Annotated in this window: 30 protein-coding genes; 14 read left to right on the top strand and 16 right to left on the bottom strand. The window is 72.1% G+C overall.

What is annotated here, in order from left to right; genetic code table 11:
• Positions 1-118 precede the first annotated feature (118 nt).
• Together ACIBK4_RS44685 and ACIBK4_RS44680 are read left to right on the top strand one after the other, a co-directional pair.
• Complete coding sequence (locus tag ACIBK4_RS44685) at positions 119-703, top strand: sigma-70 family RNA polymerase sigma factor (RefSeq protein ID WP_033284017.1); 585 nt, start codon at positions 119-121, stop codon at positions 701-703.
• Complete coding sequence (locus tag ACIBK4_RS44680; RefSeq protein ID WP_399004900.1) at positions 700-1,452, top strand: anti-sigma factor domain-containing protein; 753 nt, start codon at positions 700-702, stop codon at positions 1,450-1,452. Before ACIBK4_RS44685 ends, ACIBK4_RS44680 begins: the two co-directional genes overlap by 4 nt.
• A gap of 32 nt (positions 1,453-1,484) precedes the next feature.
• On the opposite strand, the gene ACIBK4_RS44675 is transcribed toward ACIBK4_RS44680, so the two are convergent.
• Genes ACIBK4_RS44675 through ACIBK4_RS44665 form a run of 3 tightly spaced genes read right to left on the bottom strand, consistent with a single transcriptional unit; the run spans position 1,485 to position 3,078 of the window.
• Positions 1,485-1,844: a hypothetical protein gene (locus tag ACIBK4_RS44675; protein WP_399004898.1), complete on the bottom strand. Its 360-nt coding sequence runs from the start codon at positions 1,842-1,844 to the stop codon at positions 1,485-1,487.
• The gene (locus tag ACIBK4_RS44670) at positions 1,841-2,488 is read right to left on the bottom strand and encodes an Asp23/Gls24 family envelope stress response protein (RefSeq protein ID WP_399004896.1); all 648 of its coding nucleotides are present in this window, start codon (positions 2,486-2,488) and stop codon (positions 1,841-1,843) included. Before ACIBK4_RS44670 ends, ACIBK4_RS44675 begins: the two co-directional genes overlap by 4 nt.
• On the bottom strand, positions 2,485-3,078 hold the full coding sequence (locus tag ACIBK4_RS44665) for an RNA polymerase sigma factor (protein ID WP_390166743.1): 594 nt from the start codon (positions 3,076-3,078) through the stop codon (positions 2,485-2,487). The genes ACIBK4_RS44670 and ACIBK4_RS44665 overlap by 4 nt, the downstream gene beginning before the upstream one ends.
• A 180-nt stretch (positions 3,079-3,258) precedes the next feature.
• On the opposite strand from ACIBK4_RS44665, the gene ACIBK4_RS44660 reads away from it, so the two are divergent.
• The 7 genes from ACIBK4_RS44660 to ACIBK4_RS44630 all read left to right on the top strand — a co-directional run bounded on the left by ACIBK4_RS44660 (position 3,259) and on the right by ACIBK4_RS44630 (position 8,998).
• Positions 3,259-4,851: a sulfite oxidase gene (locus ACIBK4_RS44660; RefSeq protein ID WP_399004894.1), complete on the top strand. Its 1,593-nt coding sequence runs from the start codon at positions 3,259-3,261 to the stop codon at positions 4,849-4,851.
• 77 nt (positions 4,852-4,928) lie between these two features.
• On the top strand, positions 4,929-5,579 hold the full coding sequence (locus tag ACIBK4_RS44655) for a fasciclin domain-containing protein (protein ID WP_399004892.1): 651 nt from the start codon (positions 4,929-4,931) through the stop codon (positions 5,577-5,579).
• Between the two features lie 124 nt (positions 5,580-5,703).
• Positions 5,704-6,210: an Asp23/Gls24 family envelope stress response protein gene (locus tag ACIBK4_RS44650; RefSeq protein ID WP_399004889.1), complete on the top strand. Its 507-nt coding sequence runs from the start codon at positions 5,704-5,706 to the stop codon at positions 6,208-6,210.
• A 63-nt stretch (positions 6,211-6,273) separates the two neighbouring features.
• Positions 6,274-6,459, top strand: a complete 186-nt coding sequence (locus ACIBK4_RS44645) for a hypothetical protein (RefSeq protein ID WP_033284025.1) — start codon at positions 6,274-6,276, stop codon at positions 6,457-6,459.
• Positions 6,456-7,451, top strand: coding sequence for a DUF6286 domain-containing Asp23/Gls24 family envelope stress response protein (locus tag ACIBK4_RS44640; RefSeq protein ID WP_399004887.1), 996 nt, complete (start codon positions 6,456-6,458; stop codon positions 7,449-7,451). The genes ACIBK4_RS44645 and ACIBK4_RS44640 overlap by 4 nt, the downstream gene beginning before the upstream one ends.
• 82 nt (positions 7,452-7,533) lie before the next feature.
• A complete protein-coding gene (locus ACIBK4_RS44635; protein WP_399004885.1) occupies positions 7,534-8,121 on the top strand; it encodes a hypothetical protein in 588 nt (195 codons plus the stop codon).
• Positions 8,111-8,998: a YihY/virulence factor BrkB family protein gene (locus tag ACIBK4_RS44630; RefSeq protein WP_399004883.1), complete on the top strand. Its 888-nt coding sequence runs from the start codon at positions 8,111-8,113 to the stop codon at positions 8,996-8,998. Before ACIBK4_RS44635 ends, ACIBK4_RS44630 begins: the two co-directional genes overlap by 11 nt.
• Before the next feature lie 2 nt (positions 8,999-9,000).
• Here the strand turns inward: ACIBK4_RS44630 and ACIBK4_RS44625 are convergent, their stop codons facing one another.
• Together ACIBK4_RS44625 and ACIBK4_RS44620 are read right to left on the bottom strand one after the other, a co-directional pair.
• Positions 9,001-9,210 carry a DUF397 domain-containing protein gene (locus tag ACIBK4_RS44625; protein WP_399004881.1) on the bottom strand — a complete coding sequence of 70 codons (210 nt, stop codon included), beginning with the start codon at positions 9,208-9,210 and terminating at the stop codon, positions 9,001-9,003.
• Positions 9,207-10,037 carry a helix-turn-helix domain-containing protein gene (locus tag ACIBK4_RS44620; protein ID WP_399004879.1) on the bottom strand — a complete coding sequence of 277 codons (831 nt, stop codon included), beginning with the start codon at positions 10,035-10,037 and terminating at the stop codon, positions 9,207-9,209. The genes ACIBK4_RS44625 and ACIBK4_RS44620 overlap by 4 nt, the downstream gene beginning before the upstream one ends.
• A 104-nt stretch (positions 10,038-10,141) precedes the next feature.
• Between ACIBK4_RS44620 and ACIBK4_RS44615 the strand changes: the two genes are divergently transcribed.
• Both ACIBK4_RS44615 and ACIBK4_RS44610 read left to right on the top strand, forming a co-directional pair.
• Entirely contained in the window at positions 10,142-10,375 is a 234-nt protein-coding gene (locus ACIBK4_RS44615) for a hypothetical protein (protein WP_399004877.1), read from the top strand.
• The gene (locus tag ACIBK4_RS44610) at positions 10,372-10,647 is read left to right on the top strand and encodes a hypothetical protein (RefSeq protein ID WP_399004875.1); all 276 of its coding nucleotides are present in this window, start codon (positions 10,372-10,374) and stop codon (positions 10,645-10,647) included. The genes ACIBK4_RS44615 and ACIBK4_RS44610 overlap by 4 nt, the downstream gene beginning before the upstream one ends.
• A 299-nt stretch (positions 10,648-10,946) precedes the next feature.
• Here ACIBK4_RS44610 and ACIBK4_RS44605 read toward each other — a convergent pair whose 3' ends face one another.
• The 8 genes from ACIBK4_RS44605 to ACIBK4_RS44570 all read right to left on the bottom strand — a co-directional run bounded on the left by ACIBK4_RS44605 (position 10,947) and on the right by ACIBK4_RS44570 (position 18,629).
• Positions 10,947-11,615 (bottom strand): alpha/beta family hydrolase, encoded by a 669-nt coding sequence (locus ACIBK4_RS44605; protein WP_399005052.1) that lies wholly within the window; start codon positions 11,613-11,615, stop codon positions 10,947-10,949.
• Between the two features lie 62 nt (positions 11,616-11,677).
• On the bottom strand, positions 11,678-12,496 hold the full coding sequence (locus ACIBK4_RS44600) for a DUF1295 domain-containing protein (RefSeq protein WP_399004873.1): 819 nt from the start codon (positions 12,494-12,496) through the stop codon (positions 11,678-11,680).
• Positions 12,493-13,776, bottom strand: coding sequence for a class I SAM-dependent methyltransferase (locus tag ACIBK4_RS44595; RefSeq protein WP_399004871.1), 1,284 nt, complete (start codon positions 13,774-13,776; stop codon positions 12,493-12,495). The genes ACIBK4_RS44600 and ACIBK4_RS44595 overlap by 4 nt, the downstream gene beginning before the upstream one ends.
• On the bottom strand, positions 13,773-14,552 hold the full coding sequence (locus tag ACIBK4_RS44590; protein WP_399004869.1) for a DUF1365 domain-containing protein: 780 nt from the start codon (positions 14,550-14,552) through the stop codon (positions 13,773-13,775). The genes ACIBK4_RS44595 and ACIBK4_RS44590 overlap by 4 nt, the downstream gene beginning before the upstream one ends.
• The gene (locus ACIBK4_RS44585; RefSeq protein ID WP_399005050.1) at positions 14,549-15,835 is read right to left on the bottom strand and encodes an NAD(P)/FAD-dependent oxidoreductase; all 1,287 of its coding nucleotides are present in this window, start codon (positions 15,833-15,835) and stop codon (positions 14,549-14,551) included. The genes ACIBK4_RS44590 and ACIBK4_RS44585 overlap by 4 nt, the downstream gene beginning before the upstream one ends.
• Positions 15,836-15,997: 162 nt before the next feature.
• Complete coding sequence (locus ACIBK4_RS44580) at positions 15,998-17,251, bottom strand: serine hydrolase domain-containing protein (RefSeq protein WP_399004867.1); 1,254 nt, start codon at positions 17,249-17,251, stop codon at positions 15,998-16,000.
• Between the two features lie 161 nt (positions 17,252-17,412).
• Positions 17,413-18,159, bottom strand: coding sequence for a hypothetical protein (locus ACIBK4_RS44575; protein ID WP_399004865.1), 747 nt, complete (start codon positions 18,157-18,159; stop codon positions 17,413-17,415).
• A 143-nt stretch (positions 18,160-18,302) separates the two neighbouring features.
• Entirely contained in the window at positions 18,303-18,629 is a 327-nt protein-coding gene (locus ACIBK4_RS44570; RefSeq protein ID WP_399004863.1) for a hypothetical protein, read from the bottom strand.
• 203 nt (positions 18,630-18,832) lie between these two features.
• Between ACIBK4_RS44570 and ACIBK4_RS44565 the strand changes: the two genes are divergently transcribed.
• Positions 18,833-20,419 carry an XRE family transcriptional regulator gene (locus ACIBK4_RS44565; RefSeq protein ID WP_399004861.1) on the top strand — a complete coding sequence of 529 codons (1,587 nt, stop codon included), beginning with the start codon at positions 18,833-18,835 and terminating at the stop codon, positions 20,417-20,419.
• A gap of 13 nt (positions 20,420-20,432) precedes the next feature.
• Here ACIBK4_RS44565 and ACIBK4_RS44560 read toward each other — a convergent pair whose 3' ends face one another.
• From ACIBK4_RS44560 to ACIBK4_RS44550, 3 genes are read right to left on the bottom strand one after another with little or no spacing between them, the layout of a single operon-like run.
• Positions 20,433-22,973 (bottom strand): FtsX-like permease family protein, encoded by a 2,541-nt coding sequence (locus ACIBK4_RS44560; protein ID WP_399004859.1) that lies wholly within the window; start codon positions 22,971-22,973, stop codon positions 20,433-20,435.
• A 3-nt stretch (positions 22,974-22,976) separates the two neighbouring features.
• Positions 22,977-23,720, bottom strand: coding sequence for an ABC transporter ATP-binding protein (locus ACIBK4_RS44555; protein ID WP_399004857.1), 744 nt, complete (start codon positions 23,718-23,720; stop codon positions 22,977-22,979).
• Positions 23,717-23,926: a hypothetical protein gene (locus ACIBK4_RS44550; protein ID WP_399004855.1), complete on the bottom strand. Its 210-nt coding sequence runs from the start codon at positions 23,924-23,926 to the stop codon at positions 23,717-23,719. The genes ACIBK4_RS44555 and ACIBK4_RS44550 overlap by 4 nt, the downstream gene beginning before the upstream one ends.
• Before the next feature lie 177 nt (positions 23,927-24,103).
• Here ACIBK4_RS44550 and ACIBK4_RS44545 point away from each other — a divergent pair, with 177 nt between their 5' ends.
• On the top strand, positions 24,104-25,399 hold the full coding sequence (locus tag ACIBK4_RS44545) for a sensor histidine kinase (protein WP_399004853.1): 1,296 nt from the start codon (positions 24,104-24,106) through the stop codon (positions 25,397-25,399).
• Between the two features lie 55 nt (positions 25,400-25,454).
• Positions 25,455-26,114, top strand: a complete 660-nt coding sequence (locus ACIBK4_RS44540) for a response regulator transcription factor (protein ID WP_399005048.1) — start codon at positions 25,455-25,457, stop codon at positions 26,112-26,114.
• Positions 26,115-26,181: the final 67 nt, after the last annotated feature.

Genomic DNA, 26,181 nt, shown 5'->3' with positions numbered 1-26,181 from the left:
CGGCGGCGGGCCCCGGACCCGTACCCCTCTCGGCTCGTTTTCGTTGGCACCGCATCCAATCCAAGGTCCCGGCAGGAACGGATTACGCCCGGACATGTCCCGACCGCGGAGGCCCACGGTGAAAGAAGCAGTGCATATCGGCAGGAACCCGGCAGCGGGGCCCGACCTGGAGGAACTGGTCGGCCGGGTGGCCCTCGGGGACGAGGACGCCTTCGCGGGGGTCTACGACGCCGTGGCGGGGCCGGTGCTGGGTGTCGTGCGGGCCGTACTGCGCGACCAGGCGCAGTCGGAGGAGGTGACGCAGGAGGTGCTGGTGGAGGTGTGGCGGACCGCTCCCCGCTACCGGCGCGACCGCGGCACCGCCGTCAACTGGATCCTCACCCTCGCGCACCGCCGCGCGGTGGACCGGGTGCGCTCGGTGGACGCCGCGGCGGCCCGGGACCACAAGGCCGCACTGCTCGCCCAGCTCCCCGAGTACGACGAGGTGGCCGAGCGCGTCGAGGCCCGGCTGGAGCGCGAACAGGTACGGCGCTGTCTGCGCACGCTCACCGAACTCCAGCGCCAGTCCGTCACGTTGGCGTACTACCGGGGCCTGACCTACCGCGAGGTGGCGGAGGCGCTGGCCCTGCCGCTGGGCACCGTGAAGACCCGCCTGCGCGACGGCCTCATCCGGCTGCGCGACTGCCTGGGGGTGACCGCGTGACGACCACCGACCTGCACCGGCTGACCGGTGCCTACGCCCTGCACGCGCTGCCCGACGACGAGAGCACCGCGTTCGAACGGCATCTCACGGGCTGTGAACCCTGTGCGGAGGAGACCGCCGAGCTGAGCGCGACCGCCGCCCGCCTGGGTCTCGCCGTCGCCTCGACGCCCCCGGCCGCACTGCGCGCACAGGTGCTGCGCCGGATCACCGGCGTCCGCCAGGAGACCCCCGGCAGGCGCCCCCAGAACCGCACCGCCCTGGCCCGCCTCCGCAGCCGTACGCTCTCCCGCTGGGCGCTCGCCGCCTGTCTCGCGGCGGCCACGGCGCTCGGCGGTACGGCGGTGTGGCAGTACCAGCGGGCCGAGGACGCCCGCGACCAGGCACGGCACGCCACCCAGGCGTCGGACGAGATCGCCGCCGTGCTGGCCGCCCCGGACGCCCGGACCCGGGCCGCGGGGCTGGCCGGGGGTGCCACGGGTACCGTCGTCGTCTCGCGCGACCGGGACCGGGCCGTGTTCGTGGTCTCCGGGATGGCCCGGCCGCCGGGCGGCAAGGTCTACCAGCTGTGGTTCGACGACGGCGGAACGATGCGGTCGGCCGGTCTGATGAACTCCTCCCGCACCGACCAGGCCGTCCTGCTGCAAGGCGCCGTCGACGGCTCCTCGGGCATGGGCATCACCGTCGAACCGGACGGCGGCTCGCCCCACCCCACCTCCGCCCCGCTCGCGCTGATGACCTTCCCGAGCTGAGGCGGGCGGGGGCGGGCACGCGGGCGGCGCGTTCAGACGAGCCCGGTGACCGTCACGGTGACCCGCGGCGCGGACCGCGTCGGCGCCAGGGTGTCCAGGTGCCGCGCGACGGTGTCCCGGACCCCGCGCGCCACGTCCACGGTCCTGGCCCGGCGCAGCGCGACCACATGGATCTCGGCCTGCCAGGGACCGTCACCGTCCGGACGGCTCAGCCGCACCCCGGCGGGCGCCGCCCCGGGCCGTGACACCGCCGACCGCAGCCGGTCCGTCAGCCCCGGCCGGAGAAAGGCGACCCCGGAGACCGCCTCGACGGCCGTGGCGACTTCCGCGGCGAGCGTCGCGAGCGCCGGGTTCCCGTACGGCGCGGATTCCTCGGCGTGCTGCGCGGTCATGCGGCACCGCCTTCCTGATCGTCGTCATCCTCGTCATCGTCGTCGTCGGACAGCGAGGCGGGCACCAGGTCCGTCACCCGGATGTCAACCGCCGTGATGTCCATGCCCAGTTCGCGGTCCGCGGCCTCCCACACGCGTTCGCGGACCCGGGCCGCGAGCTCGGGCAGCGGGGCGTCGGCCGGGGCGTGGATCTCCAGGCGGACCTCGACGCCGTCGCCGCCGTCGCCGTCGCGGAGCCGGCAGGAACCGGCCCGGACGCCCGGGACCGACTCGGCCGCCGCACGCAGCGCGCGGGCCACGACCGCCTCCATGATCCAGAGGTCCTCGGCGGGTTCGCCCAGGGGCAGCGGGCGCCCCGGGCGCAGTTCGAGGCGTACGACGTCCATGATCCGGCGGGTCAGCGGCTCGGTGTTGTAGGCGGAGGCGGTGGTGTCCGTCTCCGCCTGGAGGCCGCGCACCACGGACTCCAGGTCGTCGAGTCCGCGCACGGCCTGGCGGCAGTGCGGGCAGGTGCGCAGGTGCGGGTCGTCCGCGCCCCGCTCCCAGTCCTCCCAGGTCCGCGACAACAACCGTCCGCAGGGCAGGAGTTCGTCGTCGGCCGGGGCGGCGGCCGTGGTGTTCGGCTGGTCGGTGCGGTCGGTCATCGCCAGGCCCCCATTGCTTGGGTCAGAGATCGGCGGGCGCGGAACACCCGGGCGCGGACGGCCTCCTGGCTGATGCCGACCGCGTCCGCGATGAACTCGTAGGAACGGCCGTCCAGTTCGCGCAGCACCCAGCACGCGCGCTGTTCGGCCGAGAGCAGGTCGAGGGCCTCGCGCAGTTCGCGGACCGCGCCGCGGCCCTCGGCGATGCGGGCCGGAGAGGTGGTGTGTTCGGCGGCGGCCACGTCACCGGCCGCCTCCAGCGAGGCCACGGGTCTGCGCGAACGCAGCACGTTCAGGCAGCGGTTGGTGACGATCCGGTACATCCAGGTGCCGAAGGCGCTGCGCCCCTGGAACTCCGGCAGCCGTCGCCAGGCGCTGAGAAAGGCGTCCTGTACGGCGTCCTCCGCCTCCGCGCCGGTGCCGAGCAGACTCGTGGCGAGCCGGATCAGCGCCGGTGCGTGCCGGTGCACGAGCACGGCGAAGGCGTCCTCGTCCCCCTCCGCGGCCCGGACCGCCAGCAGGGCGTCGTCCGTGTCGTCCGCCGCGGTCCGGGTGTCCGGTGGTGCGTTCTGTGTGCGGGGCCCCGCCACTGGGCGGCTCCTCTCGTCCGGTCTGTACGAGGGTTGGACACGGCCGCGCGGTTCCTGTGACGCGGGTGCTCCCTCCCTGTTTCTTTCCGGAGCCGAGGCGGCCGCGGATTGGCCCGGAAAAAGAATTCATCCGATCGTGGGGCGACCAATCCGCGCGGCTTTCGGAACCGGATTCCCCCCGTGACCGAGAACGAGCGGAAACCCACCAAAGCACTGCTGCCACTCGCCGCGCTCAGCGGCGCGCTGGCGGGTCTCGCGGCGCTCGCGGTCGCCGAGGCCGTGGCGGGCGGGGTCCGTCCGCAGGCCGGTCCGGTCGTCGCGGTCGGGGGCGCGGCGATCGACCGTACGCCCGCCGCCGTGAAGGACTGGGCGATCCGCCATTTCGGAACGGACGACAAACTCTTTCTCCAGCTGGGAATTCTCGCGGTACTGGCGCTTTTCGCGCTGGCCCTGGGAATGGTCGCGCTGCGATTCCGGCGTACGGGCGCGGCCGGTGTGCTGCTGTTCGGGGTCGTCGGCGCGGTCGCGGCGACGGGCCGGCCGGACTCCACGGGGATCGCGGACGCGCTGCCCTCCGTGGCCGGCGCCGTCGTCGGGGCCGGGGTGCTGTACGTCCTGGCCGGCCGCCTCCGGCCCCGGGCTGCGACAGCGACACCGGAGGCCGTGGCGTCACCTGGTGCGGGATGGGACCGGCGCGGTTTCGTGATCGCGGCGAGCGCGGCCGCCGTCGGGTCCGCCGGTGCCGGGCTGCTCGGCCGTTCGCTGAGCGGTGCCGGCGGCCGGGACGCGGTCGCCTCCCGCCAAAACCTGGTGCTGCCGACGCCGGGCTCCCGGGCCCGGCCCGTACCGAAGGGCGCCCAGGTGCGCGTCCCCGGCGTCAGCCCCTTCATCACCCCCAACGGCGCCTTCTACCGCGTCGACACCGCCCTGGTCGTACCGAAGATCGACGCCACGACCTGGCGGCTGCGCGTCCACGGACAGGGCGTACGGCGCCCGGTCACCCTGACCTTCGACGACCTGCTGCGGCGCGACCTTGTCGAGCGCGACATCACGCTCACCTGTGTGTCGAACGAGGTCGGCGGCCCCTACGTCGGGAACGCGCGCTGGATCGGCGTACAACTGGCCGATTTGCTGGCCGAGTTGGGGGTCAAGCCGCCCTCCGAGGGCGGCCCGGCCGACCAGTTGGTGGCGCGTTCCGTGGACGGCATGACGATCGGCAGCCCGGTCGAGGACCTGATGGACGGCCGCGACGCCCTCCTCGCCCTCGGCATGAACGGCGAGCCGCTGCCCTTCGCACACGGCTTCCCGGTCCGCATGGTCGTGCCCGGCCTGTACGGCTTCGTCTCGGCCTGCAAATGGATCAAGGACATCGAACTCACCACCTTCGACGCCTACGACCCCTACTGGGTCAAGCGCGGCTGGGCCCGCCGGGCGCCGATCAAGACCGAGTCGCGGATCGACACCCCGAAGCCGTTCGCCCGGCCCAGGGCCGGGACGGTCATGGTCGCCGGGGTCGCGTGGGCCCAGCACCGCGGCATCGACCGGGTCGAGGTCCGCGTCGACGACGGCCCCTGGCAGGAGGCCCGGCTGGCCGCCGAGGACACCCGCGACACCTGGCGCCAGTGGTCCTTCCCCTGGCAGGCGACCAAGGGCGGCCACACCCTCACCGTCCGCGCCACCGACCGCACAGGCGCGCTCCAGACCGCGCACCGCGCACAGACCATCCCCGACGGCGCCAGCGGCCGCCACTCCGTGGTCGTGACCGTCGACTGACCAACCCCACAGACCGCCTTTCCCACCCCCGTGTACCGGCGGCGTCCGTCGCCGTACCGATCTACAGGAGAACCCTCATGAGCACCCGTATCCGTATCCGCCGTACCGCCGTCGTCCTCGCCGCGACCGCCGTACTGCCGCTGGCCCTGAGCGCCTGTTCGGACGGCAGCGGTGATTCCGCGAAGTCGTCGGCATCCGCCACGTCCACCTCCCAGGACGGCATGACCGGATCCACCGCCGCCGCCTCGGCCGACCAGCCCTTCGGCACCGGCTGCGCGGCCGTCCCGAAGAGCGGCTCCGGTTCCTTCGACGGCATGGCACAGGACCCGGTGGCCACCGCCGCCTCCAACAACCCGGCGCTGTCCACGCTCGTGGCCGCGGTGAAGAAGGCCGGGCTCGTCGACACCCTCAACAACGCCCAGAACATCACCGTGTTCGCGCCGACCAACGACGCCTTCGCGAAGATCCCGAAGGCCACCCTGGACAAGGTCCTCAACGACAAGGCGCAGCTGACCAAGATCCTCACGTACCACGTCGTCGGGCAGCAGCTCACGCCCAAGGACCTGGAGAAGGGCTCCTTCGACACCCTGGAGAAGTCGAAGCTGACGACCGCCGGCTCCGGTGAGTCGTACACCGTCAACGACTCCGCCAAGGTGGTCTGCGGCAACGTCAAGACCGCCAACGCCACCGTCTACATCATCGACACGGTGCTGATGCCGACCGCCTGACGCCCCGAAGGATTTCCCGTGCCCGCCGCGTCACAGATGCGGCGGGCACGGGTCTGAAGAAGTGAGAGCACATCGGCCGCGAGGCGGCGAGCGCGACAGAAGCCGCAGAGAAGAGAGGTACGACATGACCACTCAGACAGCACCGGTCGCCACCAACGACCGGATCGGTACCGACCGGGCGGGCAAGGACCTGGCCACCACCGCCGTGTCCGGCGGCAGCACGGGCGCCGACCAGCCCGCCGCCGACCGCGGCCGTACGTCGATCGCCGATGTCGTCGTCGTGAAGGTGGCCGGTATCGCCGCCCGGGAGATCCCCGGCGTGCACGACATGGGCGGCGGCCTCTCGCGCAGCATCGGCGCCGTGCGCGACCGCGTGCCCGGTGGCCGGCCGAATGTGGGGCGCGGTGTGAAGGTCGAGGTGGGCGAGAAGCAGACGGCGATCGACCTGGACCTGGTCGTCGAGTACGGGGTGTCCGTGATGGACGTCGCCCAGGACGTGCGGGAGAACGTCATCTCCGCCGTCGAACGCATCACCGGCCTCGAAGTCGTCGAGGTGAACGTCACCGTCAACGACGTCCATCTGCCGGACGAGGACGAGTTCGCGCGTACCGGTGAGCCCCGCGTGGAGTAGGGCGGCCGGTCGCGGGCACGGGCAGGAGTGGTGGATCCGGTGGAGAGGTGGAGGTGGACGGGCATGAACACACCGTTCGTCGGCATGATCGCGGGCATGGCCCTGGCGTTCGCCGGCTGGTTCGGCGGCTTCGGCGCCTTCCTGCTGGTGGCCGCGCTGGGCGGCCTCGGCTGGGCCGTGGGCCGCTGGTACGAGCGCGGCGGCACGGTCCAGGACGTACGGGACGCGTTCGAACGGAGCCGTCGATGACCACCGCCGCAACGGCGCCCGCGACCGCGACCTCCGCCGCATCCCCACCCGTACCCGCGCCCGCCGCGCAGCGGGGCACCACCACCGTCTCGGAGCGCGCGGTCCGCCGGATCGCCGAGCGGGCGACCACCGAGGCACTGCCCGGCCGTCCGGCCCACGCGACGGCGACGGTACGGGGCCGGAAGGCGGAGGTGTCCCTCGGGGTGACGCTGCCCTATCCGGCCCCGCTGGCCGACGGCGCGCGGGACGTCCAGCGCCATGTGGTGGAACGTACGCGGGAGTTGACGGGCCTGGACGTACCGACCGCACGCGTCAACGTCACCGCGCTCGCGGCGCCGAGATACTCCCGCGCTCCGGTCCCCCCGTTCGAGGAGACCAACTCCCCCGGAACACCCAGGCGTTGGTGGTCCGGCCGCCGCGTCCCGGTCGCCCTGCTGACCTCGGCGGCCGCGCTCGGCTGCGGCGCACTCGCCGTGGACCTGATCGAGGTGCACCTGGCCCACCGTGCGGCGGCGGCCTGGCGCGTCTCGGCGGTGCACTGGCTCTCCGGGCACGGCCCCGGGGACCCGGCCGTCGTGATCGCGGGCGCCCTGACGGCCCTGCTCGGCGTCTGGATGATCGTGCTGGCCGTCACTCCGGGGCTACGGCACCGCTCTACCGTCCATGCGGAGGCCGAGCGCGTCGACGCCGCCGTGGACCGCTCGGCGGTCGAGTCCCTGGTCCGCGACGCGGTGGCCGACGTGGCCGGCGTCGGGCGGGTACGGGTCCGGGTACGACGCCGGAGGATCGCGGTGCGGGCGGGGCTGGCCTTCGGCGACCGGGCCGAGGTGTCCGCCGCGGTGACGACAGCCGCGCGCGCCGCCGTCACCTCCTGCCGACTGCGCCACGAACCCCGGATACGGGTCACCGTCACCCCGGACCCGGTGTGGCAGCCGCCCAGGCCGACCCCGGTACCGGAAACTGTCGTAGCCACGAACGGTATTGACGGTTGACGCACTCCAACTACTCAGCTCCCCCGCCCACATCACCCGCTCCCCCCTGAACCGCCGTACCCCTCAAGGAAGTTGACCAGTGATGCGTGCCACCCACACGGCCATCAACCGAACCGCCCTCGGTGTCACCGGACTTGGACTCCTGCTCGCCGGTTCCTGGCTCACGGCCACGGACCGGACCGTGGCGCACCGGCTGCCGTCCTGGTGGCCCGCGCCCGGTACGCATGCCGTGCTGCTGGAGCCGGGGCGGCTGGCGCAGGTGCGGGGTGAGGGCTGGTGGACGCCGAGCGTGCTGGCCGGGGCGGTCGGGCTGACCCTGGTGTTCGCGTACTGGGCACTCAGGCAAGGGAGTTCGGGGTCGGGGCGGCGGCTGGCGCTCCCCTCCCCCGGCTGCACGGTACGTCCGCGGGCACTGGCCGAGGCGTTGGCGGCGCGGGCGTCGGCCGTACCCGGGGTGGCGCGGGGGCACGCGCGGGTGTCGCCCCGGCGCGGGCGACGGCTGGAGGTGGAGCTGCGGGTCTGGCTGGCCCCGGACACCTCCCCCGACGCCGTACTCCCCACCCTCCGCACGGTGACGGCGGAAGCGGAGGGCGCGGCGGCCCCATACACCACCCGCACCCGGCTCCGGCTCAGCGCCGCCTCCCACCACCGGGCGCCCCATGTCCGCTGAGCCGTACGTCGGCCGGGTCCGCCGGATCGCCGGGTTCCGGCCACCGGCGGCCTGGTGGCCCGCGCTGCGCCGCACCCCGGTGTCGCTGTGGAACGACGACATCTCGGACTACGCGGCGGCGCTGACGTACTACGCGATCCTCGCGGTGCTGCCGGCGATGCTGGCCACGGTCATCGCGTTCGGCATGATCAGCCCGGACACGGCCGAGGAGTTCGTCACCCACGTGACGGCGTACGCCCCGGCCGACTCGGGCACGGAACTGCACGCGGCCCTGACCCACGTCCTGCGCACGGACCGCACCGCGTGGCCGCTCCTGGTGGCGGGCAGCGTCAGCGCGTTGTGGTCGTCGACGAGTTACCTCGCCGTGTTCCGCCGCGCCCTGCACCGCATGCACGGCACGCAGGACCGGCGTTCCCCCTGGCGCAAGGCACCGCGCATCGTGCTGACCGCGCTGGTGCTGCTCGGCCTGCTCCTCGTCGGCTCCCTCACGCTCCTGCTGACGGGCCCGCTCGCGGAGGCGGTCGGCCGGATGGCCGGCGTGGACGAGACGGCCGCCTGGGCATGGGACCTGCTGCGCTGGCCGGTCCTGCTGTGCCTGGTGGCGCTGCTCGTCGTGGTCGTCTTCCACACCGGCCCGGCGGGTGCGCGGCGACGCGGGCACAGCCTGCCCGGGGGCGTGCTGGCCGCCGCGCTGTGGCTGATCGTCTCCGCGGGCTTCTCGACGTATGCGACGACGCTGGGTGCCTACAGCAGGTTGTACGGGTCGCTGTCGGGCAGTGTCGTGTTTCTGGTGTGGCTGTGGTTGTCGAACCTGGCGCTGCTCAGCGGGGCGCAGTTCGCGGCGGAGTTGGCCAAGGGCAGGGCAGTACCGGAATAACGTCAGACGGTGCCGAACGTGCCCGCCTTGACGCCCGCGATGAAGGTGGCGAAGGCGTGGGCGGGGAACCCGAGCACGGGACCGGTCGGGTTCTTGGAGTCACGGACGGGGACGGTGCCGTGGGGGGCGACGAAGTTGGCGGCGACCTCGATGCAAGCGCCGCCGTTGTCGCTGTACGAGGACGTGAACCAGCAAGGGGTTTCGGTCGTCACGAGATGCCCTTTCGTACCTGTTCGATCATGGCCACGGACGCCGTCTGCGACAGCGCTTCGGCCTGTAGCTGATGGTAGGCCGTCAACATGGGCAGCACCGAAATGCTTTCGCGATCCAGGTGCCCCTGCGACTGTGACTCGGCGTAGCAGGTCACGGACCGGTCCGGCAGTGTCAGCAGGTAGACGGGCAGGTTGAGCGGTCGGCGTTCGCCTATGTCGAACGGCGCTACCTGCAACAGGGTGTTCGGCCGTGCGGCGAACTCCACCAGCCGCGCCAACTGGGCTGCCATCACAGCGGCTCCGCCGACGGTCCGGCGGATACAGCTCTCGTCCATGGTCAGGAACACCATGGGGGGATCGACCCTCTCCAGCGCCGCCTGCCGTTTCATGAGCAACTCGACGCGCTCATCTGCCTGTTCGGGGGTGATGGAACCCCGCCGCACACTGCTGTCCGCCAACACCCGTGCGTACTCCGGCGTTTGCAGCAGCCCGGGAATGATGCCGATCTCGTACAGCCGGATCTCCACAGCCCGGCCCTCGTACCCGACGTACTCCGGGAAGCCTTCGAGGATCGCGGTGTTCCGCACGGCCCGCGCCTGCCGTTCGAACTTGTCTCCGGTGCCGAACGCCTTGTCCGTACTTGCCGAGAAGCGGGGTGTTGGCGGGCGCCGACCAGTTTCGACGGCCGAAATATGTGCGCTGGAATATCCCGTACGCATACTCAAGTCGTCCTGCGTCCAGCCGCGTTCATCACGCATCCTGCGCAAATACGCCCCGTACGCCGCCTGCGGGGACTGATCGGCGTCGAGTTCCTTGCGGTTGACCATGATCCACCTAACTTGCCTGCCAAAGCTCGCCAGTTGAAGACTCTCTGACTCTAGGTCACTCTGAGCCGCATCGGTAGTGGAACGACTACGGAGAGGAGTGGCCCGTGGAGAGTCAGGAACCCCCTCAACTCCCCGCCCCCGGCACTCTCTTGGTGGATGCGCAGGACCGGGTCGGCGAGTTCCGTGGTGAATGGTGCGGGGTGTGGTCCCTCCGACCAGTCACCGGCGGAACCGAGTGGACCGTGAACCCCGAGGACGTACAACTGGCCGACGCCAAACAGCGGTTGCACGCCGAGACCGCCCGCGCGAACGCCCGCAGCCGGGGTGACGTGCTGTGACCGTCCCGATCCGCCGCACGTTCCGCTTCGTCGACTGGACGCTGCGGCCCGACCAGGACCCCGACGCCCCACCGGTGACGTACGCGTTCCGCTGCCTGGCGCTCAGGGACGACGACACCGAGTGCGCCGAGACGTCCACCCCGAGCAACGACCCGACAGAACCCCAGACCTGGGCCTTCTCCCACCTCCGCGAACACCCCGGGCACACCAGCTACGCCGAGGTGATCGAGCGGCCGTGGGTGATGTGGGAGGGGGGTCCGGCAGCGAGATAGGCAGGAGCGGGGTGGTCGCGCTGTTCGAGGACGACGGGGAGTCCGCGACGGCCGGCAAGGCGAAGCCGCGACGTCGATCCGGTACTGACTGCCAAGGAAGACAGGGCAATTGACCGGTCCCGGAACGTCTGCTCGGACATCAAGAGCGGCAAGGACACAGCCACGGTCCCGAGCAACGCCAAGGCACGGTTCGAGGGCGGCACCGTGCCGAGCCTCGCCGACGGCCAGGCGGCGAACATCGTGACCGCCGTGCAGTCGGCTTTCTGCGGCTGACCGGAGACCCGGCGTCATCGCACCGCTCAGAGCACCGGAAACTCCCCCGCCCCATAACACCCTTCAGGCAACGGGTCCGGGGCAGACCCCGGGTCCAGCAGATGGGCGACCAGCGCAGCTGCCGTGAAATGCCAGACGCGATGACGCCGAAGCATCCCGTGGTCGCCCCCGCCGATGACCGCCAGCCCCGCCCGCGCCGCCCCCGCCTCCCGCGCCCGGCGTACGCAATCCGCCGTCTCCGCGGGCGAGGTGACATGATCCCGTTCGCCGTGCAGGGCTACGACGTGACGCCCCACCGCCTGCTCGACAGGTTCCCCCGGCGGCCACCACGGGGCAAGGGCGACCACCCCGCTCACCTGGGGATGACCCGCCGCGCGCAGAGCAGCCCGGCCGCCCATCGAGTGGCCGAGGAGGACCGTCGGTACGGGGCCGGTGAGTTCGGCCAGGGCGTCCAGCGCGCGCAGGGTGTCGTGGGCCGGGTCGGCGTGGTCGCCGTTCCAGCCGCGGACGCGGTAGCCGACGCGGGCCACCAGCACGTCAGGGGACGGCAGTCGGGCGACCACCGCACGCTCGACGGAGTTCATGCGCAACGCGGCCAACTGCCAGGGACGCGCCGGGCGTTCACTCGTCGACTGACCCCCGTGCAGGACGAGGACAGCGGCCCGAGGGTGCGACACACGCCGCCGTACCCTCAACGCCGCGTGCTGATCGGCCCGTTGGGAGATGCCGTGCTCTGCCTCGATGACGTACCCCTTCCTCACTCCCGCCCCGGCGGACGCGGGAAGAAACCGCTGGTGCGGGCACGGTACTCGGCATATCCCGGCCGGTCCGCCATGTGCCGCTCCAGCAGCCGTTGTCCGCTGCCCCGGGTCAGCAACAGGCTCATCACCAGCGGGGATACGACGGACACGGCGGCCGCCGCCGGGGAGTCGCAGGTGAGCAGGAACAGGCCCCACCACACGCAGAAGTCGCCGAAGTAGTTCGGGTGCCGGGTCCAGGACCACAGGCCTCGGTCCATGATCCGGCCCCTGTTGGCCAAGTCGGCGCGAAAGCGGGCGAGTTGGGCGTCCCCGATCGCCTCGAACCCGACACCCACCGCCCACAGCGCCGTACCGGCAACGTAGTTGAGCACCGAGGGACGACCCGGCACATACTGCGCCGCCTGCACGGGCAGCGACACCAGCCAGACCAGCGCGCCTTGCAGGAGATACACCATGCGCAGGGCGTACGCGTTCCGGTTGCCCGGTGCCTTGGCCAACATCCGTTCGTAGCGCGGGTCTTCGCCGTGGCCACGGCCCCGGCGGGCGATGTGGACCGCCAGCCGCAGTCCCCAGACCGCCGTCAGCACCGTCACCAGCAGTCGTCGTACGACATCGCCCTCGCCGGCGGAGACGGCGAAGGTCACGACGGCCACCGCCGTGAAGGCGGCGCCCCACGCGACGTCGACGATCCGGTGCACGCCCATGCGTACCGCCACGGCGAAGGTCGCGAGCATGACCGCGAGGGAAGTCCCGGCCGCCCAGGCGAGGTTGAGCGCGAACGCGTTCCAAGGGAAGCCGGAGGACAAGCCGTTCATCGCTGATCCTGCGTCTCGGGGTGCGGCTTGGTGAACAGGTACTGCTGGACGTCGAGGTAGCCGGAGCGGAAACCGGCCTCGGAGTAGGCGAGGTAGAAGGTCCACAGCCTGTGGAAGACCTCGTCGAAGCCGAGCGCCGCCGCCTCCCCGGCCCGCTCGGTGAACCGTTCGCGCCACAGCCGCAGGGTCTCCGCGTAGTGCGCGCCGAAGGCGTCGCGGCGGGCGAGGCGAAGGCCGGTGTGGTCGCGGGCGGTCTCCTCGATCGCCTCGGTGGACGGGATGAGGCCGCCGGGGAAGACGTACTTGTGGATCCAGGTGAAGGTGTCCCGGGAGGCGAGCATCCGGTCGTGCGGCATGGTGATGGCCTGGAGCGCCAACCGGCCGCCGGGCGCGAGCCGTTGGTCCAGAGCGCGGAAGTACACCGGCCAGAACTCGGCGCCGACCGCCTCGATCATCTCCACGCTGACGACGGCGTCGTAGGTCCCCGACGCCTCGCGGTAGTCGCACAGTTCGATGGAGACGCGGTCGCCGAGACCCGCCGCGCGCACCCGCTCGACGGCCAGGTCCCGTTGCTCGCGGGAGAGGGTGAGCGAGGTGACGCGGGCGCCCCGGGCCGCGGCCCGCAGGGCGAGTTCGCCCCAGCCGGTGCCGATCTCCAGGAGCCGGGTGCCCTCGCCCACGTCGGCGAGGTCCAACAGCCGGTCGATCTTGCGGTGTTGGGCCGCCGCGAGGAGGTCGTGGCTCGCGGGGAAGCCCCGGAAGACGGCCGAGGAGTAGCTGAGGGTGTCGTCGAGGAAGAGGGCGAAGAGGTCGTTGGACAGGTCGTAGTGGCGGCTGATGTTGGCGCGGGAACCGTCGGGGGTGTTGCGCTCGGTGTGCGGGTGGCGCGGTGCCCAGAGGGTGCGCAGGCGTTGCAGCGGGGCCGGGATCAACTCGGCCGCGTGGCCGGCCAGTACGGTCAGCGCCGCGACCAGGTCGGGGGCGTCCCACTCGCCGGCCATGTACGACTCGCCGAAGCCGATCAGGCCCTCCGTGCCGATGCGGGCGTGGAACGCGGCCGGGTCGCGGACGTCGATCAGCGGGCCGCCCTTGCCGACGTCCGGGGCGCCTGCGAACCGTGCCCGCAGGGGCAGTTGGGCGAGGGCGCGTCGGACGAGGGCCGCGGTGAGTGCCGTACGGACGCGGGAGGCGGCCGGTACGCGGCGGACGTCGGGCCAGCGGGAGGGGTCGACGGCGGCGGTGCGCACGCGGGGGGTGGTGCGGGGTTCTGCTGTCGTCATGTCACGTTCTCCGGGGCACGGTGGTCGTCGGTTCGGGGCTGAACGGGCAGTCCCCGCAGGTAGAGCCGTATGCCGTGGACGCGGATCACGGCCGACACGGCGAGGGTGGACCAGGGGTGGCGCAGGGCCAGCCGCAGCAGGGTCGCCGTGCTCGCCTCGCGCCGGGTGCCGCGTACGGTCGCGGTGAAGGCACGGGTGCCCTCGCGGTCCAGGTGGACGGTCAGGGCGAGTTGGGACCCGGGCTGCGGCAGCCGCATGCGGTAGCCGCCGTCGACCGGGAAGAACGGCGAGACGTACAGCTTCTTCTCGGCGCGCGCGGTATCGGAGGCGTCCGGGTGCAGCAGGTAGCAGTGCCGCCCGCCGTAGGTGTTGTGCACCTCCGCGACCACACACCGCGGTTCGCCGTCGGGGCCGTAACACCAGTACAGGGTCAGGGGGTTGAAGACGTACCCGAACACCCGGGCGTGGGCCAGCATCACCACCCGGCCGCCGTCCAGGCGCACGCCGTGCTCGGCGAGGAAGGCGTCCAGTCCGGCCCGGATCGACGGCGGGCCGTCGCCGGTGAAGTGGTCGCGCGGGTCGAAGCGGGCCAACGGGCGGAGCGGGCGCGGGAGTTGCGGCGGGTGGTCGGGGTCGATGAGCCACATGTACGTGCGGTGCCGCAGCCTGTACCGCCGGGGCGCGGTCCGCACGTGCGCGATCGTGCAGGAGTACAGCGCCGGTACGGTACCGACCTCCGCCGGTACGGCTTTCACCCGCGCGGACACGGCGTTCACCACCGCACCCCCAGCGCCGCCGCGGCCTCGACACCCGACCGGCAGCCGTCCTCGTGGAAACCCCAGCCGTGATAGGCACCCGCGAACACGCAGACGTCACCGGCGAGTTCGGGCAGCCGCTGCTGTGCGGCCACCGACTCGGGGGTGTAGACGGGGTGTTCGTAGACCATGCGGGCCAGCACCCGGTCGGGGTCGACGCGGTCCTCGCCGCCGAGGGTGACCACGAACGTCTCGGTGGCGTCCAGGCGTTGGAGCCGGTTCATGTCGTAACTGACCCGCACCCGGCCGGAGTCGGCCTCGCACGAGGGCATGAGGTGGTTCCAGGAGGCGCGGGCACCCGGGGCGCGGGGCAGCAGCCGGGTGTCGGTGTGCAGGAGGGTGGTGTTGCGGGAGTACGGGAACACGCCCAGCAACTCCCGTTCCAGCGAGGTCGGTTCGGCGAGCAGCCGGAGCGCCTGGTCCGGGTGGACGGCGATCACGACGGCGTCGTAGGACTCGGTGGTGCCTTCCTCGGTGGTGATGTCGGCACGGTCGGCGTGACGTCGTACGGACCGCACGGGGGTGGACGTGCGGATCTCGCCGATGTGCTTGGCGATCCGGTCGACGTAGGTGCCCGAGCCGCCGGTGACCGTGCGCCACACCGGTGATCCGCTCACCGACAGCATGCCGTGGTGTTCCAGGAACCGGAACAGGTAGGCGGCCGGGTAGCGTTGGGCGGTTTCGGCGTCGCAGGACCACACGGCCGACACCATCGGCGTGACGAAGTGGGCGCGGAAATAGGCGGAGTAGCCCTCCCGGTCCAGGAACTCCCCCAAGGTCAGGGCCTCTTGACCGCCCCGGGCCAGCAGGCGGCGGGCCGCGCGGTGGAAGAGCGGCACCTCGGCGAGGAGCCGCAGATAGCGGGGGCGCAGGAGGTTGCGGGGCTGGGCAAACAGTCCGGCCGGGCCGCGCGCACCGGCGTACTCCAGCCCGCACCCCTCGCAGCGCACGGACATGCTCATCTCCGACTCCTGGGTGGGGACGCCGAGTTCGTCGAAGAGCCGCAACAGGCGTGGATACGTACGCCGGTTGTGCACGATGAACCCGGAGTCGACGCGGTGCACCCGCCCGTCGTGCGCCGACGTCAGCTCGTGGGTGTGCGCGTGCCCGCCGAGCCGGTCGTCGGCCTCGTACAGGGTGACGTGACCGGCCCCGCCCAGGATGTACGCGGCCGTCAGCCCCGCCACACCGGAACCGATCACGGCGGTGCGGCGCCCGTGCCGCGCTGTCCGCTCCATCGCCATCTCCGTCACGTGTCCTCCCGCCGGTCAGGGGTTCACGCGTAATCCGGATCAGGTCGGGCGGCGGATTGGCCGAATGCCGAAACGCGTGGTGGGTCGCCGGGACCGACACGAAACCCCCAGGTCAAAGGCCTGGGGGTGTGGTGTTGGGCGGGCGGGAAGCCGCTAGCGCGTGGGGGTCGAGCCGTCGTAGACGTTGTCGGGGGTGGCGATCTGGGTGATCGCGCGGGCGAGGAGGGTGGACGGCTCCTGGCCGCCGGTGGTGATGTCGGTGTTGATCAGGACCACCAGGGTCGCCTTGAGGGCGGGGAGGTAGACGGTCACGGACTCGTAGCCCGGGATCGAACCGTTGTGCCCGATCCAGCCGCCGGTCTCGAAGATGCCGAGGCCGTAGTCGAGGCCGGGGAATCCGGTCGGCAGCACCTTCAGCCGCTGCTTCTGGGTCTCGGGGCTGAGCAGCTCCCCGGTGGCGACGGTCTTCGCCCAGCTGCGCAGATCGTGCATGGTCGAGATCATCGCGCCGGCCGACCAGGCCCAACTCGGGTTCCAGTCGGTGGAGTCGGCGACCGCGCCGGTCAGCGTCTGGTTGGTGTACCCGTGCGCGTGCGGCTCCGGGAACTCACGGACGTTCGGGCCGTCGGGGAACAGCGTCTGGTCCAGGTGTGCCGGGCGCAGCACCCGCCGGTTGATGACATCGTCGATGTGATGACCGGTGACCTTCTCGATCACCAGGCCGAGCAGGACGAGGTTGCTGTTGTTGTAGACGAATACCTTGCCCGGCGCGCCGGTGTTGCGGTGCTTGTAGCCGTACGCCAGCAGCTCCCGCGGGGTGAACGTGCGGGTCGGGTCGCTCAGCAGGTCGTGCGCGAAGTCGGCGTCCGCGCTGTACGGGAACAGTCCGCTGCGCATCTCGGCGAGGTTGCGCAGGGTGATGTGCCGGCCGTTCGGCACGCCGTGGACGTAGCGCGAGACCGGGTCGTCCAGCCCGATGCGGTGCTCGTCGACGAGCTGGAGCAGCGCGGTGACCGTGAAGGTCTTGGTCTCGCTGCCGATCCGCGAGTAGAAGTCGGTGCTCATCGGCTGCCCGGTGACCTTGTCGGCGACGCCGGTCGCACGGACGTAGCACCCCTTGCCCGGCATCCACAGTCCGACGGCGACACCGGGGATGGCGGCCTGCTTACGGACGTCCGCGATGGCCTTGTCGAGGCGGGCGGCTACGCCGCGGCCGAGGCCGTCGGAGGAACAGTGGTCCTGGTTCTGCTCCTGGTTCTGGTTCTGGTCCGGCTTCTGGTTCTGGGTTTGCGGGGCGGGGTGGATCACCGCGGTGGCGTTGGCGGTGGTCGCCAGTACCGGGGCGGCCAGGACGGACGCGGCCAGCAGCGCGGCTGCCAGGAGGCGTCTGGAGGGGGTACGTCGCATGTGGGGGCGCTTCTTCCGGATCGGGGGTGGGGCTGCCACGGCACCATCCGGAGTCGGGTGAGGGGTCTGCCTGCGGTGCGCGCGCCTGCGAGTCCACTCGTTCGGACCGATGTTCGGCCGCGCGGGCGGGTTCCGCCCACCGCGCGCGGCCGTCCGTGGCGTCAGCGCCCCGGCCGCCACCCGGGATCCAGGCGGGTCAGGCGCGTGATCTGGTCGGCGGTCATGAAGTTCCGCACGTGCGGGAGGCGCGCGGTGTCCAGGGTCCAGGTCACGACCGTGGCCCGGCGGGGATGGGACCGGGTGCGCCCGTCGCCCAGCCAGTCGAGGCAAGCGCCCACCACGGTGCAGTAGTTGGTGCGGCTCGCATTGTCCGACTCCAGGTCCGTGCCGTACCCCGGGCCCTGTTCGTGGGCCAGTGCCACCCAGGGTTCGAGGACCCGCAGCGCGATGTCGGGGCCGCCGCTGCGCAGCGCGCCGAGGACCAGGCCGAACCGGTGGGAGCCCTCGGTGAAGTACGGGTCCGCGCGCATCGCCGTACGCAGCTTGGCGTCGGTCTCCTCCAGGGTCACGAGGGCGTCCCGGCGGCGGCCCGCCATCAAGTGGTCCTCGAACGTCCACTCCAGCAGGTGGAAGCGGGCGAGAAGGGCGAGATACACGTCGTTCTCCCGCTCCGCCCCGGACAGCAGGGCATCGAGCCGCGCCCGTTCCTCACCGTGCTGCCACGGCCAGACGTGCCGGGGATACGTGCCGCTCCCGCACTCGTCGCAGCGGCGCGGGATGCTCGGGCGGGGATCGGCGAAGTACCCGCACCCCCCGCAGTCCGGGTCGTCGCACTCCCAGCCGCCGGCCAGGGCACCCGGGGGCGCCTGGTAACCGTCCTTGCTGGGCGGCAGACGCCTGGGTCCCATGAGTCTGTGCAGGATCTCCATCGACGGCTCCCCGTCCTTCCCTCGCTGAATCGATGTCGTGTTGGACGTCCTGGTGGATGTCGTGTCGGACGTCCTGGTGGGGATGTCCTGGTGGAGTCACCGCCGGTGAGACGGTCGGCGCCTCACGCCTCGGGGACCCGGCCGCGCTCGGCGGCCCGCAACGCCCGGTCGCGGGCGGCGCGTTCGGCGACGGACAGGCGGCTGATCCGGCCCGAACGGCTGCCGGGCCGTACGCCCCACGGCGAGGAGGGCTGCCCTCTGAGCAGCCATACGGCGAGCGTGATCTCCCAGCCCATCGCCTTGACCGCGCTGGTCAGGAACCACTCCGGGCTCATGAGCATCACCTCCGGCGGCATACCGCGCCAGAACGAGCCCCCCGCCCGCCCGTTGAAGGTCCACAGCGCGATCGCCACCCCGAGCACATGCCCGAGCCCCAGCACCATCCCCATCGTTCTCCCCCTGTCGCTTGCCCAAGTGCCCGTCCGCGCGGGCCTGTTCCCCGTTGGTACCGCGCGGGCGGTGTCGTTCCCCGGTGCGTTGCACAGCTCGTCGGGCGGTGCAAGAGAGGCCCTCGGGATACCGGAATTGGGGTATGGCGGTGACATTTGCCGACCTTGCCCCGGTACTGTCCGGCTCCTGCCAGACTGGCCGTATGGACGCACATGCGGCGGTCGACGCGGGTGCCGCACTGGGCCGACGGGCCCGCGTGGCCTGGCTGTTACGGGTCAACCGCGTGCTGGCCGAGGAGAAACCGCTGAGGTCCTTACCGGCCTTCGCGGCGGCCTTCCACGGCGGGATGTACGACCGCGAGGTGAGCACCAGCACCGTCTCGCGCTGGGAGACGGGCCGAACTCCCGTTCCCTGGAGGGCGGTTCGCCGCTACGAGGAGTTGCTCGCCCTCCCCCGCAACACGCTCACCGCCACCGCGCGCACGGTGTGGCGGTACTGGGCACCGGGTCCCGTCCTGGACGTCGACCCGGCGGGCCCCGCCGGGAGGCCGCTGGAGGATCTGCTGGAGCAGGCGGTGTCCGGCGATGTGATGACCGGCGACGACTGGGACCAGTTGACGGACGGCCTGTGCGCGTGTCCCGACGCGGTGTTGATGCCGTCGGGCACCTGGTCCGTGCTCGCCGAGCGGCTCGTCGAGGAGATGGTGATCGCCGACGACCTGCCGTGGATGCTCCGCTTCGAGTCCCTCAACCGGCTGCTCAACCACCGGCGGGGCGGCCGTACGGTCATCGCCGTGTGCGGCGCGATGGCCGCCGGACGGGCCCGGCTCACGGCCACGGAGATCGTCTGCGCGCTGGACAACTGCGCCCACCCCGACGCGGCCGACCTGGTGCTGAGTGAACTCGCCACGCCCAGCGGGCCGTTGGCACATCGCGGCGCGGTCATGGCGTGCTTCCGCAAGGTGCGGTACCGGCACTTCGACGAGGGCCAGCTCAGGACGCTCGTCCGGGCGGTCCGCGACTCCACCGGCACCGGCCCGTCCGGCGACCAGCTCGAACCCCTGCGCGCACATCTGTCCGCCGTGCATCCCGAGTACGCCCGCTCGGTGCTGGGCCGCCGGGGCCCGACACGACGGCACGGGGAGGGCGACGGGGCCGATCCGGACGCCCGTGCCCTGGTGGCGGCGGCGGTCCACCGGGTCACCGCACGGCTGGGCACGGTCGAACCCGACCGGATGTGCGACCCCGCCGTACCGGCCGTACTGGTCGCCGAGACGCTGGCCAGCCCGCTCTTCGACATCCGGCTCTACGCCGCGTTCCTGCTCGCGGCCACCCCGTACCGCCCGGTACTCGCCGACGCGCTCGCGGCGGAACTGGTCCGCCCCATGGCCGTCCGGCACGAGGAACTCGCGGTGGTGCTGCTGGAGGCGCTGCGCGTCCTCGGCGACCACCGTCACCGGGGGCTGCTCCAGCGCCTCGCGGTCCTGCCGAGCGTGCCCCGGCCCACCGCGTACGCCGCGGTGCGGGGCCTCGGCCATGTCGCCGCCGACCACTCCACGGGCGACTTCCTGCGCGGTGCCGTCGCCCACCACCACGCCGCGTGGCTCACCGACCGGGACCCGGTGACCGCCGCCACGCTGGAGAGCCTGGTCTACGCCCTCGGCATGGCCTCGCGCGACGACCTGCTCACCGCGATCCTGACCGGCGCCGACTTCCTCCCGGTCGCCCGCACGGCCGCGGCCTGGTGGCTGGACATCCCGGCCCACCGGCGCGCCAGCGCCCTGCGCTAGCCCCAACTCCCGCTCACTGAGCCCGAATCGCATCGGCAGGCGAAGTCCGCAACGCCTGCCGCGTAGGCAGTTCGATGGTGAGGAACGCCGTGACGATCACCATGATCGCAAGCCCGGGCAGCAGCCACACCGGCCCCGCCGGCCAGGGCCGCCCGAGGAAGCCCTGCCCCAACAACGCCAGCGGGATCGCGGAGAGCAACAGTGCCGTGATGAGCGCGGTGGCGGCGGTCATCGCGGCCTCGCGGCGCATCATCGCCCGAATCTGGCGGGGAGTTGTGCCGTTGAGCCGCAGCGCACCCAACTCCACCCTCCGCTGAGCGGTCGCCGCGACCAGCTTGTTGGCGATGCTGAGCAGGAGATACACGAGCAGCACCACGATCGTCGCGAGGTTGATCCACACCTCGGGCGGCGCGTCCTTGAGCCCGCCCGTGGATGGGGAGTTGGCAGGCCCGAGGGTCAGCCCGGGGCGGTCGGCGGCGAGAGCCGTGAGGTTCTGCCGCGCCTTCGCCGAGCCGTCCGTACGGATCAGGAGGGACTGGTCGAGGGCTGTGGTCGTGTGCCCGGCGGCCAGATCGTGCGACAGCACCACCGTGCCGAAACCGAGCCCCCGCCCGTACACGGCAACCACCTTGGCGGCGACGGGAGTTCCGTCCCCGAGGACCAGATCCACCGTGTGCCCCACCGTCGCGGAACGCGTCCGCGCGACATCACTGCTCACAGCGACTGTCGCACCGGACAACCGACTTAGGCTCCCGTCCCGCACATCAAGGTCGAGAACACCGGCCGCGTCCGGCGTGAGGATCGTCGCGGACCCCGAGTCGACCGCAGGATCACCGAACTGCTTGTACTCCCACACCACACTGGTCGTCCCGACGGACGCGGCGGCCCGCACTCCGGCCGTCTTCCGTACGGCGGCGAGCGTGTCGGCGGGAAGCCCGCCCAACGCCGGTGCGCTCAGGCGCAGTTGGGCCAGGGTCCCCGTACTGGTGTCCTGGGCGGTCGCGGCCAGCACAGTCGTCTGGGTGAAGGTGTACGTCAGCACGAACACGACCGCCATGGCCAGCGTGGAGACGATCCCCGCGTTGCGCAGGGCGTAGGCCCGCAGGTTGGCCATCGCCAGCCAGGTCGGCGCGGAGGCCCCCGACCTCGTCGCCCGCGCCGCCGCACCCCCGATGCCCCGCACCAACGCCGGTCCCGCCAAGGCCAGTCCGATCGCCCCGACGATCCCGGCGATCGAGGTGGCCGTAGCGCCGAGGACCGTGCGGGAGAAGAGCGGCAGGGCCGACATGACGGTCGCTACGACGATGACGGCCACGCCGATCCGCGTCCGCACCCGCGACGGATTCCGCGGCTCGCTCCGCGACTCGGCGACCGCCTCGGTGGCCGGCATCCGCGAGGTACGCCACGCCGAGCAACGGGCCGACACCTGCACGGCGAGAATCATCAGCACGATCGCCGCGAGGGCGGGCAACGGGCTGAAGGTGAGGGGGAGTTGAGACGGGATGACACCCCGGTCCGCGAGCAGCCCCCGGAACTGTCCGGCCAGCAGATACCCGAGCCCCACCCCGGGCGCCACGGCGACAACGGCCACGACAGTCGACTGCGCGGCGGCCAACCGTCGAATCTGCTTCGGAGTTGCTCCGACCGCCCGCATCAACGCCAGGTCCCGCCGCTGCCCCCCGATCGCCACGGCCAGCGCACTCGCCATCACGAACCCGGTGATCAGCAGCACGATCCCGGACAGCGAACCCGCGAGCAGCACCAGCAGCGAGCGCGAAGCCCCGGCGCCGGGTGCGGCCGTGTCGCCCCGCTCGGCACCGGTGACGGTCAACAGCCCGGTGCCCTTCAGCTTCGTACGGACTTCGGCGGCGACCCGTGCCTCTGCACCGGGCGCGGTGCGAAGGCCGACGAGGTCGACACGGCCGGAGTGGCCAGCCAGTCCTACGGCTGCCTTGTCGGCGAAGTAGACGCCCGCGCCCGGGGAGTTGACCACCGCCGATACGCGATAGCCGCTCGCAGGACGGGAGTTGACGACGACCTGGACGCGGTCGCCCGGCTTGACACCGGCTGCGGCGGCGGTGGCGCTGTCCACCGCGACCTCGTCGGAAGAGGTCGGCGCGCTGCCGGTGACCCGCGCCCCCGCCAGCAGCTTCGTCGAGGACCAGCCGTGCCCCGCCACCTGCGGATCTCCGGACGACGATGACGCTACGGCCACGACCCGACCGTGCGCGTCGACGAGAGCGGCCGGGAAGCCGATGTCGCCGACCGACGCGGTCACACCCGGCAACTCGGCCAGTTGACCGACCAGTTGGGCCGGGATGCGATGCCGTTCCGGGAGGGCGAGCGGGAGGTCGCCGGTCGGGTGGAACTCCTGGTCGGCCGCGACCACGACGGAGGCTCCGGCGAGGCGCCCGGCGGGCAGGTGGGAGCGGAGGCCGGACTCGGCCAGGACACCGGTGGCGGTGACGAGCGCCGCACCGCCCAGTACCGCGCAGGCCACGGCGATCAGCGCGGTGACGCGGTGGCCGACCATCTGTATCGCGAGACGGAACATGGCTCAGGCCCTCCCCAACTCGACGAGACGGGCGGCCAATTCATCGGCGGTCGGTGCCTTGAGGGCGTCGACCACGCGGCCGTCGGCCATCACCAGCACGTGGTGGGCGCGGGCGGCGGCGGCCGGGTCGTGGGTGACCATCACGACCGTCTGGTGCAGGTCGTTGACGAGGTCGCGGAGCAGGTCGAGGACCTCGTGGGCGCTGCGCAGGTCGAGCGCGCCGGTCGGTTCGTCGGCGAACACGACCGCCGGGCGGGCCACCAACGCCCGTACGACGGCGGCCCGTTGCTGCTGCCCGCCGGAGAGCTCGGCCGGGCGGTGGGACAGCCGGTCGGCCAGTCCGACCCGCTCCACCAGCGTGCGCAGCCAGTCGCGGTCGGCTTTACGGCCCGCCAGTCGCAGGGGCAGCGTGATGTTGTCCTCGATGGAGAGGGAGGGGATCAGGTTGTACGCCTGGAACACGAACCCCACCCGCTCGCGCCGGAGTTGGGTGCGCTTGGTCTCGTTCAGCCCGGCGATCTCGTGACCGTCGATCCGGACACTGCCCGACGTCGGGGAGTCGAGCCCGGCGGCACAGTGCATCAGCGTGCTCTTGCCGGAACCCGAAGGACCCATCACGGCAAGGAAGGTGCCGCGTTCCACGGTCAACGACACGTCGTCCAGGGCGCGTACGCCTCCGGGGTAGGCCTTGCTGACGCCGTCCAGGGCGATGGCGGCGGTGGTCATGGTGGTGGCCGTGGTGTTCATCGCCGGCCCCGCAGGTTCCGTACGACGAGGGTGCCGGCGCACAGCACGGTGACCGCGCCGCACACCAGGTGCACCCAGGTGCGGGCGCCGCCGAAGGACGCCGCCATGTTGGTGAGCGCGCTGGCCACGACCACGGTCCAGAGGAGGGTGCGGGCGATGTCCCCCGGGGTGAGCCGGTCGGGATCGGTGGTCGTCGTGTCCGGCATGGGTGCTTCTCCCGTGATCGTGTGCCGCGTGTCCTGTCGTCACCGACGCTATGAATCAGCCCCCCTCCGGGCCGATCCCGCAGCCCGCCCGGTTCGGGGTACAGCAGGCTGTACCCCGCGCTTCCTCCACGCCTCCTCCGCCCCCGGAGAACTGCCGTACGGCATAGGGTCGTTCGCATGACAGCGAGCACGCGCGAGACGGCGGAAGGCGGTGCGACGGCGGCCCCGGTCCAACGCGAGACCTTCAAAGACATCGCGCTACGGACCCTCAGCGCCGCCGGCCGAGCCATCGCCCAACTCGCCTCCGGCCTCAACACAGCCGTGCTCGCTGCCCTGTTGCTGCTCTGGCTGACTCTCACCGCCGTGACGAGCCTGGTCGGAGTGGGACTGCTGATGGCACCCGCACCACTCCGCGGCCTGCACGCCCTGGCCGCCCGCGAACGGGACCGGCTCGCCCGCTGGGGCCCCGAGGTCGTAGCCCCCGAACCCCCGCCCACGCGCCTGCGGGCCGCCCTCGCCGACCCCACCACCCACCGCGAACTGCACTGGCTGCTACGGCACTCCACCATCGGGGCGCTGCTCGGTGTGTTCGGTGTGCTGCTGCCGATCCTCGCGATTCGGGACACCGCGTTTCCGCTGTACTGGACGTTCATGCCGGCGAACACGACGGCCACGTCGCTCGGCGTCGGCAGCGCGCACACCTGGGCGGACGCCCTCGCCGTGGCGCTGCTGGGCGTGGGCTGGATCGCGATCATCCTGGGGCTGACGCCCGGTATGGCCCGGCTGCAGTCGGACCCCGGACGGCGGCTCCTCGCTGCCGGTCCGGACGTCGATCTCTCCCTGCGCGTGGCGGAGTTGACCGCGACCCGCGCCGCCGCGCTCGACGCCCACGCGACCGAACTCCGGCGAATCGAGCGCTCGTTGCACGACGGCGCGCAGAACCGCCTGGTCTCCGTGGCCGTGTTGCTCGGCGCCGCCCGCCGCATGGTGGCCCGTGACCCGGCCGGTGCCGACGAGCTCCTCGAACGCGCCCAGTCCGCCGCCGAGACGGCGCTGGCCGAGCTGCGGACGGTCGCGCGCGGCATCCTGCCGCCGGTGCTGGCCGACCGGGGTCTCGCGGGCGCGCTCTCCGGTCTCGCCGCGGACTGCGCGGTGCCGTGCCGGATCGACGTGGACGTACCCGCACGCTGCGCGGCCTCCGTCGAGGCGACCGCCTACTTCGTCGTCGCCGAGGCCCTGACCAACATCGCCAAACACAGCGGCGCCCGGCACGCCACGATCACGGCACGCGGCAACGGCGGCCGACTCGTCCTGCGCGTAGAGGACGACGGCAGGGGCGGTGCGGACGCGGAGGGCGGCTCGGGCCTCACCGGAATCCGCCGCCGTATCGCGGCCCACGACGGCGACCTCGCCCTGACCAGCCCACCGGGCGGCCCGACGGTCCTCACCGTAGGCCTGCCATGCGGAACTTGAGCCACTTCGGCCACTTGAAACACCTGAACTACCTGAGCTGTGGAGCGTGACTGAGATGCGGATCGTGATCGCCGAGGACGACCCGTTGCTGCGCGAGGGGCTCGCCCTGCTGCTGCGCGCGGAGGGGCTGGACGTGGTGGCCACCGCGGGCACCCCGGACGAAGCGCTCGACGCCATCGACGTACACAAGCCGGACGTCGCCATTCTCGACGTACGGATGCCGCCGACCCACACCGACGAGGGGATCGTCGCCGCGGTCGAGGCCCGGCGCCGGCGCCCCGACCTGGCGGTGCTGGTGCTGTCGGCGTACGTCGAGCAGAGCTTCGCGACCGAGCTGCTCGGCGGCGGGGTCAGCGGGTTGGGCTATCTGCTCAAGGAACGGGTGGGCCGGGTCGAGGAGTTCCTCGACGCGCTGAACCGCGTGGCGGCCGGCGGCACGGCCATCGACCCCGAGGTGGTCGCCCAGCTCTTCACCCGCTCCCGCCAGGACACCCGCCTGGACCGGCTCAGCCCGCGCGAACGGGACGTACTCGCCCTGATGGCCGAGGGGTTGGGCAACTCCGCCATCGCCGGGAAACTCGTCGTCACCGACGGCGCCGTCCACAAACACATCCGCAGCATCTTCGCCAAGCTCGACCTGTCCCCCACGGACCAGGTGGACCGCCGGGTCGCCGCCGTCCTGCGCTATCTGGAGGATCTGCGGCGGCTGGGCTGAGGTTTTCCCCAGGTCCTTGGTACAGCTGGCTGTACACCGGACCGGCCCGCGAGCTGGATCGATCACC

Source organism: Streptomyces sp. NPDC050528 (genome assembly GCF_044457795.1).
Taxonomy (GTDB): Bacteria; Actinomycetota; Actinomycetes; order Streptomycetales; family Streptomycetaceae; genus Streptomyces.
This window is presented reverse-complemented; position numbering and strand designations above follow the sequence as displayed.